Source organism: Streptomyces sp. ATCC 21386 (genome assembly GCF_018728545.1).
Classification (GTDB): Bacteria; Actinomycetota; Actinomycetes; order Streptomycetales; family Streptomycetaceae; genus Streptomyces.
The window spans coordinates 6,776,990-6,792,851 of record NZ_JAAVVL010000001.1 but is presented as its reverse complement, the minus strand read 5'-3'; the positions used below and the strand labels follow the sequence as shown (position 1 = coordinate 6,792,851).

At 70.2% G+C, this 15,862-nt stretch carries 13 protein-coding genes and 5 pseudogenes; 6 read left to right on the top strand and 12 right to left on the bottom strand.

What is annotated here, in order from left to right; translation table 11 throughout:
* Positions 1-176: 176 nt before the first annotated feature.
* Positions 177-1,114, bottom strand: a pseudogene (locus tag GWK25_RS29165) (carbohydrate ABC transporter permease).
* 97 nt (positions 1,115-1,211) lie between these two features.
* On the opposite strand from GWK25_RS29165, the gene GWK25_RS29160 reads away from it, so the two are divergent.
* Complete coding sequence (locus tag GWK25_RS29160) at positions 1,212-2,243, top strand: hypothetical protein (RefSeq protein WP_215454379.1); 1,032 nt, start codon at positions 1,212-1,214, stop codon at positions 2,241-2,243.
* 60 nt (positions 2,244-2,303) lie between these two features.
* On the opposite strand, the gene GWK25_RS43880 is transcribed toward GWK25_RS29160, so the two are convergent.
* The 4 genes from GWK25_RS43880 to GWK25_RS43875 form a co-directional block, all read right to left on the bottom strand.
* The gene (locus tag GWK25_RS43880) at positions 2,304-2,750 is read right to left on the bottom strand and encodes a hypothetical protein (RefSeq protein WP_251829083.1); all 447 of its coding nucleotides are present in this window, start codon (positions 2,748-2,750) and stop codon (positions 2,304-2,306) included.
* Positions 2,751-3,005: 255 nt separating this feature from the next.
* A complete protein-coding gene (locus GWK25_RS44360) occupies positions 3,006-3,140 on the bottom strand; it encodes a hypothetical protein (protein WP_286014558.1) in 135 nt (44 codons plus the stop codon).
* A 448-nt stretch (positions 3,141-3,588) separates the two neighbouring features.
* On the bottom strand, positions 3,589-4,797 hold the full coding sequence (locus GWK25_RS29150) for an ROK family transcriptional regulator (protein ID WP_308404343.1): 1,209 nt from the start codon (positions 4,795-4,797) through the stop codon (positions 3,589-3,591).
* 243 nt (positions 4,798-5,040) lie between these two features.
* Complete coding sequence (locus tag GWK25_RS43875) at positions 5,041-5,400, bottom strand: ABC transporter permease subunit (RefSeq protein WP_374200700.1); 360 nt, start codon at positions 5,398-5,400, stop codon at positions 5,041-5,043.
* A 47-nt stretch (positions 5,401-5,447) separates the two neighbouring features.
* Here GWK25_RS43875 and GWK25_RS29145 point away from each other — a divergent pair.
* Positions 5,448-5,606, top strand: a pseudogene (locus tag GWK25_RS29145) (ISL3 family transposase); the annotation flags it as partial.
* 157 nt (positions 5,607-5,763) lie between these two features.
* Here GWK25_RS29145 and GWK25_RS29140 read toward each other — a convergent pair.
* Positions 5,764-6,163, bottom strand: a pseudogene (locus GWK25_RS29140) (hypothetical protein); the annotation flags it as partial.
* 180 nt (positions 6,164-6,343) lie between these two features.
* Here GWK25_RS29140 and GWK25_RS29135 point away from each other — a divergent pair.
* Both GWK25_RS29135 and GWK25_RS29130 read left to right on the top strand, forming a co-directional pair.
* The gene (locus GWK25_RS29135; protein ID WP_251828668.1) at positions 6,344-6,661 is read left to right on the top strand and encodes a hypothetical protein; all 318 of its coding nucleotides are present in this window, start codon (positions 6,344-6,346) and stop codon (positions 6,659-6,661) included.
* Between the two features lie 125 nt (positions 6,662-6,786).
* A pseudogene (locus GWK25_RS29130) lies at positions 6,787-7,815 on the top strand (ISAs1 family transposase); the annotation flags it as partial.
* A 173-nt stretch (positions 7,816-7,988) separates the two neighbouring features.
* On the opposite strand, the gene GWK25_RS29125 reads toward GWK25_RS29130, so the two are convergent.
* Both GWK25_RS29125 and GWK25_RS29120 read right to left on the bottom strand, forming a co-directional pair.
* Entirely contained in the window at positions 7,989-8,129 is a 141-nt protein-coding gene (locus GWK25_RS29125; RefSeq protein WP_215457978.1) for a hypothetical protein, read from the bottom strand.
* A gap of 116 nt (positions 8,130-8,245) precedes the next feature.
* A complete protein-coding gene (locus GWK25_RS29120; protein WP_215454377.1) occupies positions 8,246-9,244 on the bottom strand; it encodes a DEDDh family exonuclease in 999 nt (332 codons plus the stop codon).
* 190 nt (positions 9,245-9,434) lie between these two features.
* Here GWK25_RS29120 and GWK25_RS29115 point away from each other — a divergent pair, with 190 nt between their 5' ends.
* Entirely contained in the window at positions 9,435-10,361 is a 927-nt protein-coding gene (locus GWK25_RS29115) for a sterol desaturase family protein (protein WP_215454376.1), read from the top strand.
* Positions 10,358-11,053: pseudogene (locus tag GWK25_RS29110) on the top strand (lysoplasmalogenase); the annotation flags it as partial. The gene GWK25_RS29115 and the pseudogene GWK25_RS29110, both read left to right, overlap by 4 nt.
* A 68-nt stretch (positions 11,054-11,121) precedes the next feature.
* Here GWK25_RS29110 and GWK25_RS29105 read toward each other — a convergent pair.
* From GWK25_RS29105 to GWK25_RS29090, 4 genes are all read right to left on the bottom strand, one after another.
* Positions 11,122-12,162, bottom strand: a complete 1,041-nt coding sequence (locus tag GWK25_RS29105; protein ID WP_308404342.1) for a CopD family protein — start codon at positions 12,160-12,162, stop codon at positions 11,122-11,124.
* A gap of 100 nt (positions 12,163-12,262) precedes the next feature.
* Positions 12,263-13,690, bottom strand: coding sequence for a CoA transferase (locus GWK25_RS29100; RefSeq protein ID WP_215454375.1), 1,428 nt, complete (start codon positions 13,688-13,690; stop codon positions 12,263-12,265).
* A 70-nt stretch (positions 13,691-13,760) separates the two neighbouring features.
* Entirely contained in the window at positions 13,761-13,940 is a 180-nt protein-coding gene (locus tag GWK25_RS29095; RefSeq protein ID WP_215454374.1) for a hypothetical protein, read from the bottom strand.
* 37 nt (positions 13,941-13,977) lie between these two features.
* A complete protein-coding gene (locus tag GWK25_RS29090) occupies positions 13,978-15,507 on the bottom strand; it encodes a S8 family serine peptidase (RefSeq protein ID WP_215454373.1) in 1,530 nt (509 codons plus the stop codon).
* Positions 15,508-15,862: the final 355 nt, after the last annotated feature.

Here is a 15,862-nt window from a genome sequence, read left to right as displayed (position 1 = left end):
TCCCCGGACGTACCCCACGTGGTGGTCACCGGTGAGTCTGTCGATGACGGGCAGCACCGGCCTGTCGGGCGGCGGACACCCTGGTGGAAGAGCGCAGTGCGCGGCGGGGCCGGCGATCGCGTCATCCGTGATCGCCGGCCCCGTCATGGCGTCTTCCCCCGCCCTGTTCCTCGGCGTCACCCCTCGATGGCGCCCGTGAGCATGCCCTTCTTGAAGTGCCGTTGGGCGAACGGGGAGACGACGGCGACAGGGGATCAACGCGAGGACCACGACGGCCATCTGCAGGCCCAGTGCCGAAGAGCCGGCCGGTGTGGACCGCCTGCTGGAGGACCCGTCGGCGCCTCCGTGTTCTTCTTGGACCAGCTGGATGAGCACGTTCTGCAGCGGCATCATCTCCTGGTCGGAGAGGTGGATGGAGGCGTTGAACCAGGCGCTCCAGTAGCCGACCGCGTAGAACAGGGCGATGACGGCCAGCACCGCCCGGGACAGCGGAAGGACGATGGTCAGCAGGATGCGCAGGTCACCGGCGCCGTCGATGCGGGCGGACTCGGTGAGTTCGGGAGAGAGCCCCATGGAGAAGGCCCGCAGCACCAGGATGCTGAAGACGCTGACGGCGCTCGGGGGATCAGTGACAGGTAGGTGTCCGTGAGGCCGAGTGTCTGCACGAGCAGATACGTGGGGATCAGCCCGGCTCCGAAGAACATGGTGGCCATCATGGCCGTCAGGGAGAACCGGTGTCCCAGGCTGCCGGGCCGGGACAGGCCGTAGTCGGCGAGCACCGACACCGTCATGGGGACAGGGTGCCGACGAGGGTGAGGCCGACCGAGACCGTGATCGCCCGGCTGACCTGGCCGCCGCTGAGCAGTTCGGTGTAGTTGACGAAGGTGATGCCTCTGGGGACCACGACGAGGCCGCCAGCCTGGTCGATCACGGGTCTGGGGGAGAGGCTGGTGACGATCACGATCCACAGCGGTGCGAGCACTGCCAGGCAGTACAGCAGGAGGAAGCCGCTCTTGGCGGTGATGCCGGCCTTGCCCGGCGGCTTCTGGCGCTGTTCGCGAGAACGGGCAGCCGATGTTCGCCGGTTTGGGAGGCACCCGGCCCGGCGAGCCAATCGAAAGGTTCACGACTTTCGACAGCGGTACCAGCTCTGCGAGTTGCTGCCGGGGTGCTCGATGGCCGGGGCCACCGGGTGTCTAAGGTCGCATTCCATGACGAGGAGCACGCCCCCACGCCCGCTTGACGTCGAGGTGCTTTTCCCGGAACTGGCTGCTTACCGGGGTACGACGACGCGGCTCCACCCGCGGCCGGGCGGCCCTCAGATGTCGGCCAGCTCGGTGGGCGGTCCGTTGCTGTGGCCGGCGGACGAGCCGTGGCCGGTATGCGGTGAGGCCCACGGTCGCGGGCGGGGTCGGCGCCCGGCCGACATCCACCGCTACCGACGGATCCTGACTGCCGCATGGGCCCGGGAACAGAACCCGGGCCCCACGGAGGAGGAACGAGAACTCATGGCCGAGCTGCGCCTGGAGCACCGGCTCCCCGAGGCGTCGGAGACGGATCCGCTGCCGATGATCGGCCTGGCGCAGCTGTATCGGCGGGATGTCCCGGACCTACCGCCCGGGCCGGACGACTGCGATCTGCTCCAGGTGTTCTGGTGCCCTTTCAACGCGCACGGCCCGAGCCGGCACGACCTGGAGCTGCACCTGCGCTGGCGGCGGTCGTGGGAAGTCGGGGAAGCGCTGTCCGCACCCCCGCAGCCGCCGGTCGTCGGGTCCGACGGGTTCGTGCCCGAGCCCTGCGTGCTGCACCCGGAGCAGGTGATCAGCTACCCATTCGCCGGCCTCCTGCCCGAGGAGCTGTGCGCCCGGCTCGACGCCTGGGAGGAAGCCCAGGAACAGGAGGCCGATCAGTCGGCCAACGAGAACGCGGTCGATCCGGTCAGCTACCAGTACGACCTGTCCATCCCGCCCGGCTGGCGCGTCGGCGGCTTCGCCTCCTGGCACAAGACCGACCCGTACCCCATGGACTGTCGGACCTGCAGGACACCGATGCACCTCCTGCTGACCGTCGACAGCTCGGAATGGGACGGCGGCAGCGGCAGCTGGAAGCCGCTTGAGGACCGAGACCTGCCCACCCATCGGTACGCCACCCCCACCGACGTCACCGTGGGCCGATTCGGCGAACTCAACGTCTTCGCCTGCCCCACCGATCCCGACCACCCGCACCGCTGGAGCATCCAGTAGCTCGCGGGCACTGGATTCCACCTGGTACGGCACTCCGCTCGTCGGCGAGCGCGGGTGCTGTCACTTCTCGGGAGCACCGAACACGCCGTGCCGTCGATGCCTGCCAAACTCGTGTACAGGCGCTGTCGGTTCTCGTGAACAAGGCCAGGCTCCTCCCACGCGGGACGCGCGGGCGCCTGGAGACTGCGGATCAGCTGGGTGCCCCCAGGTGGTGTTCACCTCCTGGATTCCCACGCCGTCCTTGACGGTGTAGTGGGTGCCTTCGACGCCGTCGACGTACATCCGCTCCCTGGTGCCGTACGGGGCTGCCGCGAAGTTGGCGGCGGCCAGTGCGTTCTCGACCGTCTCCTCGGAGGCGCCCTTGCGGATCCTCGACCAGGTGCCGGCGGGCTGACCGGCGTACAGGGTCGGGTCGCCGCCGTCGGCGGTGAAGTAGTCCATGCCGTCGATCTCGAACTCCGGGTTGGCCTTGGCCTGTTCTGCGGTCTTGCCGTACCAGGCGGACATGTCGCCGTTGAAGACCGGCCGACTGGAGACCGAAGATGGCCCCCGCAGCCCAGCGCATGTCGGCGCAGGCCCACACCTTGGCCTTGGCGCTGGTGGCCTCCTTGGCCCAACCGAGGAACTCATCGGCCGACTTGGGGACGGTTTAGCCCTTCTTATCGAAGATGTCCTCGGTGGTACGGAACGATGCCGGGCACGGGGGCGCCGGATATCGGGACGCCGCGCAGTGCGCCGCCGAAGATGCTCATGCGTCAGGCGTCAGACGGGGTCGCGGCGAGGTTTGGGGTACTTCTTGACCTTGTCGCCCGCCAGGTAGGGGCCCAGGTCCGTGAACTTCGCGATGACGGGGTTGGGGATCTTGCCGGTCAACTCCCAGCCGGGCACGACCACCATGTCCAGTATGGAGTTGGAGGCGAGGACGGCACCGAGCTTCTCGCCGTAGGTGTTGCCGTCCTGGTTCTGCCAGGCGATCTTGGTGCCCGCTGCCTCGTCGAGTTCCGTGCAGTAGGCGCAGTCCGGCTTCGGCGGGGTCCCCCGGAGCGGGGGCGCGGCGCGTCGGCAACGGCTGCGCGAGCGCTGTCGAAGCGCTTCGATTTAGCCGTGAGATCAAGGGCTCGCCCTCCGGGGTGAACAAGAGATTTCGCCTTAGTTTCTTCGAAAGGGCAAAAACGGGGATGTGTACGGGCTGGGGTTCTATTTGACGGCATCAAAAGCGGCGCCTCGTCGGATTAGGCCGTTATCGAAGCGCTTCGGCAAAGCATAGAATTTTGGCACGAGTGTGCCTGCGCGGAAGGTGGCGCGAGAGTCGGAGTGCGCGTGATGGCGCACCCGACGACTTCACTCAGCCTGAAGCGACCCTGGCAGCGCCTGTGCCGGGGCCGACCGCTGCTGTCCGTGGGCGTCGCGCCGGTGTCGGGGCGTGGCCCAGGACGTAGCTCTGGATGACGGTGGCCGCCGCGCCACGGGCCCAGTGGGCGAAATTGTTGTGGCGGACGTCCACGTCGACAGGGGCGGCATCCGGGGCCCGGTCGGCCCGGATGCCCTCATCCATGGCGGGACGGGCGGCTTCCGCCAGACGCACGGCTTCGCCGGTGACCACGATCTTCTGTACCAGCGTGAAGTTGGCGACCGCGGCCAGCAGGCGGCCGAGGGCGCGACCGGAGGCGGTGACCACGGCCGTGGCGACTGGTTCGCCGTCGGCTGCGAGGTCGAGGCACTCGTCGTAGGTCACCGGACGGCGCAGTCCTACGGAGACGGCGGAGCGGATGGAGGCGACGGAGAGCATCGCCGTGGCGCAGCCTCGGTGCCCCCGCGGGCAGAGCGGGCCCATCGGGTCGAGGGGGTGGTGCCCGAGCAGCCCGGCACCGACGTCAGGGATGTCGACGACGGCGTCGTGCATGACCAGGCCGTAGCCGATGCCCGCGCCGATGGCGACGACCGCGAAACGGTCATGACCGCGTGCCGCGCCGAACCAGTGCTCGGCCCGGGTGAGCGCCAGAAGGTCGTTGTCGACGGTGACGCAACCGTCGAACGCGTCCTGGAGGAGGCCCCCGAGGGGAACGCCTGTGGTCCATCGCAGAAACGGCGCGTCGGTCACCGTCGTATGGTCGACGACTCGCCCTCCGAGGCTCACCCCCAGTCCACTCACCTGCGCATGCCTGGGGGTGAGCTCCTGCGTCAGCTCGTTGAGGGTCGCCACGACGGAGGCGGGGTCCCGGCCGGTCAGAGGTCTGCGGCTGGAGGCCACCACCTCGGCCCGCATCGTGGTGAGGACGGCGTGGACGTCGTCGCCGGTCACCTTGGCGCCGATGAAGTGGTGGGCGGTGGGGTTGACGTCGAGCGGCCGAGTCCGTCGCAGGGACCCGGACTCGCGGCCACCGTTGGTGTCCACCTCCACGAGTAGACCGCTGTCGACCAGGGGCTTGGCCAACCGGGTGAGGCTGCCGGCCGACATGTCGAGGCGACGGGCGATCTCGCTGCGGGGCAGGGGGCCGCTCAGCAGCACTTCCAGGGCGACCGCGCGGGTCGACGGAGCGGTGGTGGCGTCCACGGGTGGCCCTCCCCAGGGTCGGCCTGCGCGGCAGGTGCTCGGCCAGCAGGGGGCAGCATTCCACGCAACCGCGATTACTTCCATGACGGAAGCATGATTGCCTGAACTTTGCGAGCAGGCCCTAGCGGGTGGGGTGACTTCGAGGAGATTCCGCCTCGACTCTTTCGTTGCGAAAGTGTCGGTGGCTGAAGATGCCCCTCCTGTTCGGTCGACGCCATGTCAACGTTCGGTGCGACGGGCCTCCTACTCGGTGGTGAGGCCACTCGCCGAACCGGTTCCGCGCCACGACCTGCGGCCTCGTGCCGGGATCCAGGCGCGCCCTCCGCGCCCCGTTCCCACGGCCCCGACCGCCGCCACCGCGAGGAGCGCCAACGCCACGGCCGGACCCGCCACGGTCCACGGCGCCAGTTCCACGTAGGGCTGGTTCTCCGAGAGCAGGCGGCCCCATTCCGGGGTCGGCGGCTGCTCGCCGAGGCCGAGGAAGCCGACGGAGGTCAGGACCAGGATGGTGGTGGGCAGGCGGAGGAGGTCGCTGAGGGCGAGGGCAGGCAGGGCGGCGGGGCGGTAGTGCCAGGTGAGGAGGTGGCGACGGCCGGCACCCAGGGAGCAGGTCGCCGGGGATGAAGCCGCTGCAGAGCCTGGTCCGTGACCTGCGACAGGACTTCAATGCCGTCACCGCCGGCCTCACCCTGGAATGGAGCTCGGGCAAGGTCGAGGGCAAAGTCAACAGGGCGAAGCGGATCAAGAGGGACGGGTATGGTCGCGCCGGGTTCGACCTCCTCCGCCTGCAGATACTCCTCGCCGACTGAAGAACGTCACCCTCCGTAACCGCCCCACAAGAAGTGGATCAGAACCGTTCAGATTCCCCAGTGGCGGCCGGTTACTGGGGAGACAACTGGCCACCGATGTCACTGGGCGTGATGGCCGTCGATATCGTGTCCGCCTCGGCGTGCCGATCCGTTGGCGTCAGTAGACGATTGACACGATCTGGCAGGCCGCTTCGGCCGCCGCGGTCGCCATCGATACGGGCGCGGGCCAGAGCAGTGTCCGGTTGGATGCCACGGGTGCATAGGCGCCATGCCGTCTCCGAGTCCAGTCCTATGAGCGCGGCGCGTTGGGTGTCCGGCTCGGCGAGCGACCAGACGTCCCCAGTGGCTGTCGCCGTCCACGTGCCACCGGCCGGGTCGTTGATCCGCACCTGGACCTGAGTGCCGACCGGCACGGTGACCCCACGCAGGGTGTGGGGCAGGGTTCGCATGAAGGTGTCCAGGACCACGGACAGCAGGCGAGGATCGGAATCGGTGCCCCGGCCGATGGCGTGGCGAATCTGCTGACGGTGGGTACAGAACTCGGTTAAGTCGCGGGCTCGACGGCTTGCCGAAGGAGTGTGAACGCGTCATTTCTGCGGTGGATTGTCTCCTCCCCTCGGACCAGGGCTTCGGCGTAGTCGAGTGGTGTCCGGTTCATGGCGGTTGCCGAGCTTCGCGGTGCTCCGGGAGCGGGGTGGGTACCGGTGTCCGGGGGCTGGCCAGCGACAATGAGCCTCATGGAGAGTGTTGTTGAGATCCATGTGCCCCTTGGGGGGGCTGCGGGCACTGTGGAGGGTTCCTATCTCTTCCCGTGGATCGACCAGGTCGAGGACTTCCTCGCCGAGCAGGAGGCGGCGGAGGTGTATGACGACGGTGAGGAGTACGGCGAGGCGTACGTCTTCTTCATCACCGGGGCCGCCGAGGAGGATCTCCTGGCCGTGGCATCTCGCGCGGCTGGTCTTGCAGGCATCCCGAGCGGAGTGTTCGCGATGGTCACCAGTGATGAGGCGGAGGAGATCGGCCTCGGACGACGTGTTGAGCTGCCGCTTGGTTAGTCCCCTGCCCAACCGGCGGTCGGCCGGGGCCCGGCTCTGGCTGCTGATGACTCGTGGAGAGCGTGACAGGCACGGACTCCCAAGATCATGGAGTTCTCGACGCCCCGTGATCCGAGTGGAAGACCGTGCCTGCCGACGCATCATCGCCGATCCCGCCTGCCCTTGACCAACTCCGTGGCCATCCACGGGCCGAACCCGCAGACGTGCCGGGTCTGCTGGAACGGCTGACCGAAGTACCCGACCCGCGTGATCCGCGCGGAGTACGGCATGCTCTGGTCGTCGTGCTCGCGCTCACCGCGTGCGCGGTACTGGCCGGGGCGAGGTCGCTGCTGGCAGTCGGCGAGTGGATCGCCGACGCCCCGCCGCAGGTGCTGCAAGCTGTCGGCGCGCCCCCCGATCCTCTGCTTCCCAAGCGGCTCCTGCCTGCGGAATCGACGGTTCGCCGACTGCTGGCGAGGGTCGACGGCGATGCCCTGGACCAGGCCGTGGGCCGGTGGCTCGCCGACCGCCGCTCCCGCACCGCGAGCGGCGGTCGGCGAGCTCTGGCCGTGGACGGCAAGAGCCTGCGCGGAGCAGCCAGGGCCAGGGGCAGGAAGATCCACCTGCTCGCCGCCCTGGACCACTCCACCGGCCTGGTCCTGGCCCAGCTGGACGTGCGGGAGAAGACGAACGAGATCACGTGCTTCCAGCCGCTGCTGGAGACCGTCGCCGACCTGGCCGGCACCGTGGTAACCAGCGACGCGCTGCACACCCAGCGCGACCACGCCGACTATCTGCTCGGCCGTGACGCCCACTACATCGTGATCGTCAAGGGCAACCAGAAGAAGCTGCGCAAGCAGATGAAATCCCTTCCCTGGAAGCGCATCCCGCTCCAGGGGCGCACCCAGAACGTCGGCCACGGCCGCTGCGAAATCCGTCGGATCAAGGTGGCCACCGTGAACAACCTGCTCTTTCCCGGCGCCCGTCAGGCCATCCAGATCAAGCGCCGGCGCACCGACCGCAAGACCGGCAAGACCACCGTGAAGACCGTCTACGCCGTCACCAGCCTCACCGCCGAGCAGGCCACCCCGGCCCAGCTCGCCCGACTCGTCCGTGACCACTGGAAGATCGAGGCCCTGCACCACGTCCGCGACACCACCTTCGCCGAAGACGCCTCCCAGCTGCGAACCGGCAACGCACCCCGCGCGATGGCCACCTGGCGCAACCTCGCCATCGGAGCCCTCCGCACGGCCGGAGTGAAGAACATCGCGGCCGGTCTCCGCCGCAACGCCCGCAACCCTCACCGACCCCTCTCACTCCTCGGCCTCGGATGACCACGAACCGGACGTCATGCGACTACGCCGAAGCCCTGCCCCTCGGACGCCTTGTCGCAGGCGACCACGCACGACTCCACGACGCTCAGCCGCTGCAAGCGGGTAAAGGAGGCGATGCTCAGAACCGCGCCCTGGGCGTGGACCTCGAAGGTCATTCCGTAGTCATTGCCGCAAACTTCTCATCTCGCCATGCGCCACAGAGTGAGCCGTCGTCACCGCGTGGGTGAGCGGATGCCGGGCGAGTCGCCCGGCGATCACCCGTCCGTACGGGTCACTCGTCGGCGGGCGCGACATCGCGGAGCAACTGCCCGAACGCGGCCTCGTCCACCACCGGTGTCCCGTACTGCCGGGCCTTGACGACCTTCGACGTGTTCGAATCGGGGTCGTTGGTCACGAGCAGACTGGTCACCCGGGACAGGCTCGTCGCCACATGCAGCCCCGCCTCGATCGCACGGTCCTCCAGCAGATCGCGCTCGACCGACGTGTCCCCGGAGAAGGCGACCCGCATGCCCTGTTTGAGCGGTTTGCCGTCCTCGAAACGCCCCGGGTTGGGGTAGGGGCACGCGGGCCGCTTCCGCGCGGGCCGCCAACTGGTGGGCCGGTAGCCGCCGTAGCCGCCCCCGTGGCCCGCCTGCTGTCCGATGCGGGGTGCGGCGGGGCTGTCCCGCCACTCGGTCAGCGGCCGGCACTCGTGCAGCGGCAGCCGTACACCGCTCGCGGCGGCGACCCGCAGACTCGGCCGGAACGCCTCCGCCAGCACCCGGGCGTCGTCCAGCGCGTGGTGCGCCCGCTGCTGCACGACCCCGAAGTGCGCCGCCAGTGACTCCAGCTTGTGGTTGGGCAGCGGCAGCCCCAGCTCCTTGGACAGCGCGATGGTGCACAGCCGTTGGCGCACCGGCGCCTCGGCCTCCGCGCGGGCGTACTCCCGGGCGATCATCGACCAGTCGAACACCGCGTTGTGCGCGACGAGCACGCGGTCCGCGAGCCGCGCGGAGAACTCCTCCGCGATCTCCTTGAACAACGGTGCCCCTTCGAGCACATCACTCGTCAGCCCGTGGATCCACACCGGCCCCGGGTCCCGCTCCGGGTTGACCAACGTGTACCAGTGGTCCTCGACCTCGCCCCGCGCGTCCAGTCTGTACACAGCCGCGGAGATTATCCGGTCGTCCCGGGCCAGCCCGGTCGTCTCCACGTCCACGACCGCGTACCCCAGTGGGTACGCGGCCGGCCAAGGCGCTTGCGACGCTGCGGTCGTGTGGTCTTCGAGCATGGTCCCTGAGGATACGGGCCCCGACTGACAGCTCGTTACCCGGCGCAGGAGCGGCACAAGTGACGGAGTGACAGCTGCCGCCCCGTCCCCCGGTTTGGTGGAGAACGCCAAGAAGCAAGCGCGTACCGCCGGAAATACTTGTCAGTAACAACGTCTAGCCCCCGTCCACCAGCGGTTCTACCGTGCCCCCATGCCGAACCTGCCCGATGTCGTGCTCTGGTCGATACCCGCCTTCGTGCTGCTCACCGTGATCGAGGTGATCAGCGTCCGGATCCATCCGGACGAGGACGCCGCGGGGTACGAGGCGAAGGACGCCGCGACGAGCGTCGGTATGGGGCTCGGGAGCCTCGTCTTCGACTTCCTCTGGAAGATCCCGATCGTCGCGATCTACACCGCGATCCACGAACTGACCCCACTGCGCGTCCCGGTCCTGTGGTGGACGATCCCGCTGATGCTGCTCGCGCAGGACTTCTTCTACTACTGGTCCCACCGCGGCCACCACGTGATCCGGATCCTCTGGGCCTGTCACGTCGTCCACCACTCCAGCCGGAAGTTCAACCTCACCACCGCCCTCCGGCAGCCCTGGACGACCTGGACGGTCTGGCCCTTCTACGTCCCGCTCATCGCCCTCGGCGTGCACCCGGCCGCGCTCGCCTTCTGCTCCTCCGCCAACCTCGTCTACCAGTTCTGGATCCACACCGAGCGCATCGGGAAGCTGCCCCGCGCCTTCGAGTTCGTCTTCAACACGCCCTCGCACCACCGGGTCCACCACGCCTCCCAGGGCGGCTATCTGGACCGCAACTTCGGCGGCATCCTCATCGTCTGGGACCGGCTCTTCGGCTCGTTCGTCGAGGAGACCGAACGGCCGGTGTACGGCCTGACGAAGAACATCGACACGTACAACCCGCTGCGGGTCGCCACGCACGAGTACGTCGCCATCGCCAGGGACCTGAAACGCGCGAGCGGTTGGGGCGAGCGGGCGGGCCGGGTCTTCGGGGGGCCCGGCTGGAAGCCCGCACAGCCGATCCCGGCCCCCACCCCCTCCCCGAGCCCGGCCCAGGCCACGCCCACCACCCCGACCCCGACCCCGTCCTCGTCCTCGAAGACCATCGCGTGAGGCGGGGCCGGGAGTCCGTCCTCCTCATCGCCTTCGGGGCCGTCGCCGGCGTCGACCTCGGGTCCCTGGCCGTCGGGTTCGACATGGGGCACCTCGTCGCCAAACCCCTGCTGATGCCCCTGCTCGCGGTGTACGCCCACACGCGCGGCGCGCCCCGCCCGCTGATCGTCGCCCTGCTGTTCGGCTGGGGCGGCGACGTGCTGCTCCTCTCCGACGCAGAACCGGCCTTCCTCGGCGGGATGGGCTCCTTCGCGGCGGGACACGTCTGTTACCTCGTGCTGTTCGCCGGACTCGGCAGACTCGGCAGACTCGGCGGGGACGGCAGAGACCGCAGAGACCCTGGGTCCGGCCGGCCGGCGCACGCTGCCGCGCTCGGTGTCGCGTACGGCCTCGCCCTGGTCGTCGCCGTCGCGAGTCTGTGGCCCGGTCTGCCGGCCGAGCTGCGCCTCCCCGTCGCCGGGTACAGCGCCCTGCTGACCACGATGGCGTGGGCCGCCACCCGGCTCGGGCTCGTCGCGGGGCTCGGCGGCGCGCTCTTCGTGGTGTCGGACATGCTCATCGCGACCGGGGTCGCCGAGTGGCCGCAGCCACCCCGCCCCGACCTGTGGATCATGCTCACCTATCTGGCGGCGCAGTACCTGCTGACCCGGGGCGTCCTCGACACCCCCGGCGCACGCCCCGAGGGCACCCCGCGGCGGGGGAGGTGCCCAGGCCCACGGTGTGACCGGCCCGCGCGGCGCACCCCCGCCGCGCGCCGCCCTCACCAGCGGATCGGCAGCGGCAACGCCGTCAACAGCGCCGACACCGCGACGACCGCGCCCAGCACCACCACCTCCGCGCGTGCGGGAGCGCAGGCGTCGAGGGGATCGTCGCTCGCGCGGCGCAGCCGCAGTCGCGCCCAGAGGGCCAGCACGGCGACGCCGGCCACGAGCAGGACCTTGGCGAACAGGGCGCGCCCGTACGCCGTCTCCGCCAGCTGGTCGAGGACCGTGCCCGGCGGCATCCGGCGCAGCGTGCTCCACACCCCGGTGGCGGTGACGGCGGCGAGCAGAACGACGGCCACGCGCGCGTAGAGCCCCAGCAGCGCGGTGCCCGGCCCCGACGAGCGCCACGCGCGCGTGCGCAGGGTCCGCAGCACGTGCGGCAGGCCGCCCGCCCACAGCGCCGCGCACGTCAGGTGAACCACGGTCAGGGCGGTGCCGACCAGCGGGTCGTGGTAGTCCGTGGTCGGGTGGGCGCGCAGTGCCTCCGCGACGACGACGGCGGCCAGGGGCAGCGCCTGGGCGGCCGGCCGCCGGGACAGCGCCAGCAGACCGGCCGCCGCGAAGGCGTTGACCTCCAGGAGGGCGAGCTTGCCGTCCCGGGTCTCGTAGAGGCCGCCCACGTCGATGTCGGCTGGGGAGTCCGGCACCAGATTGCCGGTGGCCACGACCGAGGCGAGCCCCAGTGAGGCCAGGAGACCGGCCCCCGCGGCCCAGGGCGCCCAACTGCGCGGCGTCTGTCCGGGCGCGCCGGGTACCCGCCGCACCAGCAGCGCCACGAACAGCTCACCCGCCGGTACGCACAACGCCGCCAGCAGTACGGTCCGCAGCAGGGCGATCCCACCGGCCCCGGGTGCCCCGGCCTCACCGGTGCCGTCCAGCGCCACCCGGGGCCCCAACAGGGGTATCAGCGCCCCCGCGGTGACCAGGACGAGCATCATGACGGCCCGCCAGATCCCTCTCCCGGCCAGGCCGGTCCGCCGCTCAGGCCCCTCCGACCCCGCTTCCGTCGTCGCCGCCGTGCGTCTCGTCAGGTTCACCCCGGAAAGTTCACCAGTCGTACCAGAACCGGGCAAGTGCCGGAAAACAATCGCCAGTTCGATATGTCGCCCATGTGTGCGGTTCCGGGCCGCGGGTGGCTCAACGCCGGCTCGGCTCGACGTGACCCCAGCGAGCCTCGTCCCCTCCCCAGACCCCGGGCGGCCGTGCCCAGTCCTTGGGCCCGCCCTCGAAGGAGACGGGCGACCGCGCGTACCGCAGCCGTCCCAGCGGGCTGTCCCGCTCGGCGAGCCACGCCTCGGGGCCGTCGTAGTCCGCGAGCCCGTCACCGCTTCCGGGGCTGTCCGGGTCGGGCTCGACGCCGTCCGTCAACCAGGCCGCCGTACGCGCGAGCGCCAGCCGCACGACGCGACCGCCGCCCCCGTCCACCCGCTCGGTGAGCGCCCGCAGCACGGCCGCCGCCAGCAGATACCCCGTCCCGTGGTCCAGCGCCTGCGCGGGCAGCGCGCCCGGCTGTTCCCGGGACCCCTCGACCGCCGCGATGCCCGTGGCCACCTGCACCAGGCTGTCGAAGCCCCGCCGCCCCGCCCACGGCCCGTACGTGCCCCACGCCGAGAGCTGGGCCACGACCAGCCCGGGCCGCCGCTCGACCAGCGCCTCGGGCGACAGCCCGTACCGGTCCAGCGCGCCGGGCCGGTACCCGGTGACCACGACGTCCGCCTCCGCGAGCAGCGCCTCGAAAGCTTTGGGGTCCGCGGTCAGATCGAGCGTCGCCGACCGCTTCCCGAAACCCGTGTCGGCGTGCTGGTCGAGGATCTCGGGCATCCCCGGCGGGTCGATCCGCAGCACGTCCGCGCCCAGCAGGGCGAGCGTCCGCGTGGCCACCGGTCCCGCTATGACCCGGGTCAGGTCCAGGACACGCACCCCGGCGGCCGGCGCGGACACCTCCGCCCCGGTACCGAACACACGCGCGCGCGACGCGTCGGCGCCGTCCCACCGCCGCCACTCGACCAGCGGACGCTCCCGCACGGCCGCCGCCTGCTCGTGCGCCGCCCACTCCTTCGGCGTCCGCAGGGCGAACGCCAGACCCCCGGCCGCGCACACGGCCTCCTCGACCTCCAGGGACGACCGTTCGGCGAGCGCCGACCCGACGGCGGGCACTCCCTCGTCAGGCGTCTCACCGACACGCACCCCCAGCGCGGACAGCAGCCGCTCCCGGTGATGCGGATAGTTCGCGTGCGTCCGCACCCAACCGTCCACCGTCCGCCAGAACCGCGACAGTGGCGCGAAGTTGACCGGCGCCCGCCCGTCGACGAGCAGATGACGTTCACTCACGAAGGCGGTGCCGACCGCGCCGTCGTCCACCCGCACCCGGGGGACCTCGGCGAGCCCGGCCCGGCGCGCGCCCAACTCGGCCGCCGCCAGCGCGCACACCCCGACGCAGGTCCGCGCCAGTTCCCGTACCGGCAGCCGGGCGTCGAGCACCCCGCTCCGCACGACGGTCGAGACCCTCGGCAGCAGAGCGGGATCGCCACCCAGGGCCGCCCACACACCATCCATGTCAGTCATGATCCGAACCTACGCAACGAAAGGGCCGGGCGGTGCACCACCGCCCGGCCCGACTTCCGTGGAGAGATCCCTACCTGGTCACCGCGTCCAGCGCGTCCGTGACGACATGGCTGAGCCCGGCGGAGGCGGCCGATCCGGTCGACTCGACCGCCGAGGCCGTGATGTCAGGTACGACGAGCAGCGCGGTCGCCATGGCCATCCCCAGCGGGATCGCGGTCGGACGACGGGAGCGCTTGAGAGGCGCTGCCATGCTGTCTCCAGTTCGCCGTGGCTGCTCGTCGCTGAGGTTACTTGACGGCCTTCAGGGCGTTGACGATGCCGAACCCGTAGAAACCGTTCACGCTGGGGCTGCCTTCGCACACCGCGTCCTGGACGCCGTCGCCGTTCTGGTCGTACGACGTCGGGCAGGCCTGCTCGTCAGCCTGGGCCTTCAGCAGCCACTGCAGCTGCTTCGGGGAGGCCCACGGGTGGGTGGACTTCAGCAGCGCGGCGACACCGGCGGCGTGCGGCGACGCCATGGAGGTGCCCTGGAGGTAGCCGTACTCGCCGTTCGGCATGGTGGACAGGATGCGGCCGTTCTTCGACGGCGTGTCCGGGATCTGGTAGCGGCTGTCACCACCCGGGGCCGCGATGTCGACGACGCCGTTGCCGTACGTGGAGTAGAACGACTTCTCGTTCTTCACGCCCGTCGCGCTGACCGTGACGATGCCCGGCAGCTGGGTCGGCACGTCGAAGCACTCGCTCGGGTCGATGGTGCGCTCGACCGGCGTGGTGTCGTTCGGGCTGGACGCGTCCAGGATCGCGTCGGAGGCGAGGTCATGGTTGGAGTTGCCGGCCGAGGCCAGGTGCAGGGTGCCCTTCTTGGTGGCGTACTTCTGCGCCCGGTTCACCGCGTCGACGATGGCTTCCTGGTCCGGGTCGTCCACGCAGTTGTAGAGCCACGGGTCCACGTAGTAGCTGTTGTTCGTGATCTCCACACCGCGGTCGGCGGCGAAGACGAACGCGCAGACGACGGACTCCGCGTAGAAGAGGCCGCTGGCGCGGTCGGTCACGTTGATGCTGGAGACCTTCACACCCGGCGCGACACCGGCGACACCGACGCCGTTGCGGGCCGCGGCTATCTCACCGGCCACATGGGTGCCGTGGTAGTCCTGCGGGGTGTACGGCCGCCAGGAGCCCTCGCTGGTGTCCGCGACACCGCCGTTGCAGTTGGCGGACTGGGACTTGGAGAAGTTCGGCGCGAGGTCCGGGTGGGTGTCGTCGACACCCGTGTCGATGACGGCGACCGTGACCTTCTTGCTGCCGTCGTCGATCTTCGCGGCCTTGTCGGCGCCGATCGAGCGCAGGTCCCACTGGTCGGCCTCGAGGGGCTCGGCGTCGGGGGTGTCCGCCGAGGCGGCCTTCACCTTCGCGGCCTCCGCGTCCGTCAGCATGTCGACGGCGCCCAGGTCCGTCGTACCGGCGGGGGTCAGCGGCGAGGTCCGGGTGGCACCGGCGGACTGCACTCCACGCGCCGCGCGGATCGTCGCACCGAACGCCGGGTCGGTCGAGTGGACCACGATCACGCCGATCTTGGCGTAGGTGACCACTATCTTGCCGCCGGCCTGGGTGATCGCCTTCTGCACGGAGGCGATCGTGCGCTTGTCCGTCTTCGTGTTCACGACGTACGACAGGTTCGGGCCATCCGCGGTCGCGGCGGTGGACTCCGTGACCGGGGCCGCCGAGGCGACACCCGGCAGGAAACCGAGCGAGGCGGTCAGCGACAGGACGACCGGCACGGCGAGTGCGAGCTGTCGTCTGGAGCGCAGATGAGCCATGGGATCTCCACATCATCCTGAAAGAAACCGGCCCGAGACACACGGGTGCCCGGGCAGGTACATGACGTTGGTGGTGCAGCCCGAAGCTATCCCTGGTCGTCGCCGGCCAGCAATGACTTCACGGGCGGGAGGCCGAAGTAGAGGGGTAACCCTCGAAGTCACCGCACCTCCCGGCCGATCACCCCCCGGCCGCGTGTCGAGCGTGCATGGCTCCCGCGGTGCTTTCCGAATCGGTTTTCGAAAGAAACACGCACGGTTGAACCGGTCCTCGTGCGCCGCCGTGACGTTGAGCAGGGAGCGCGAGCACGATCGCGCACCTGTCATCGAAGGAACAGAGCCGACCCCATGTCCGAAC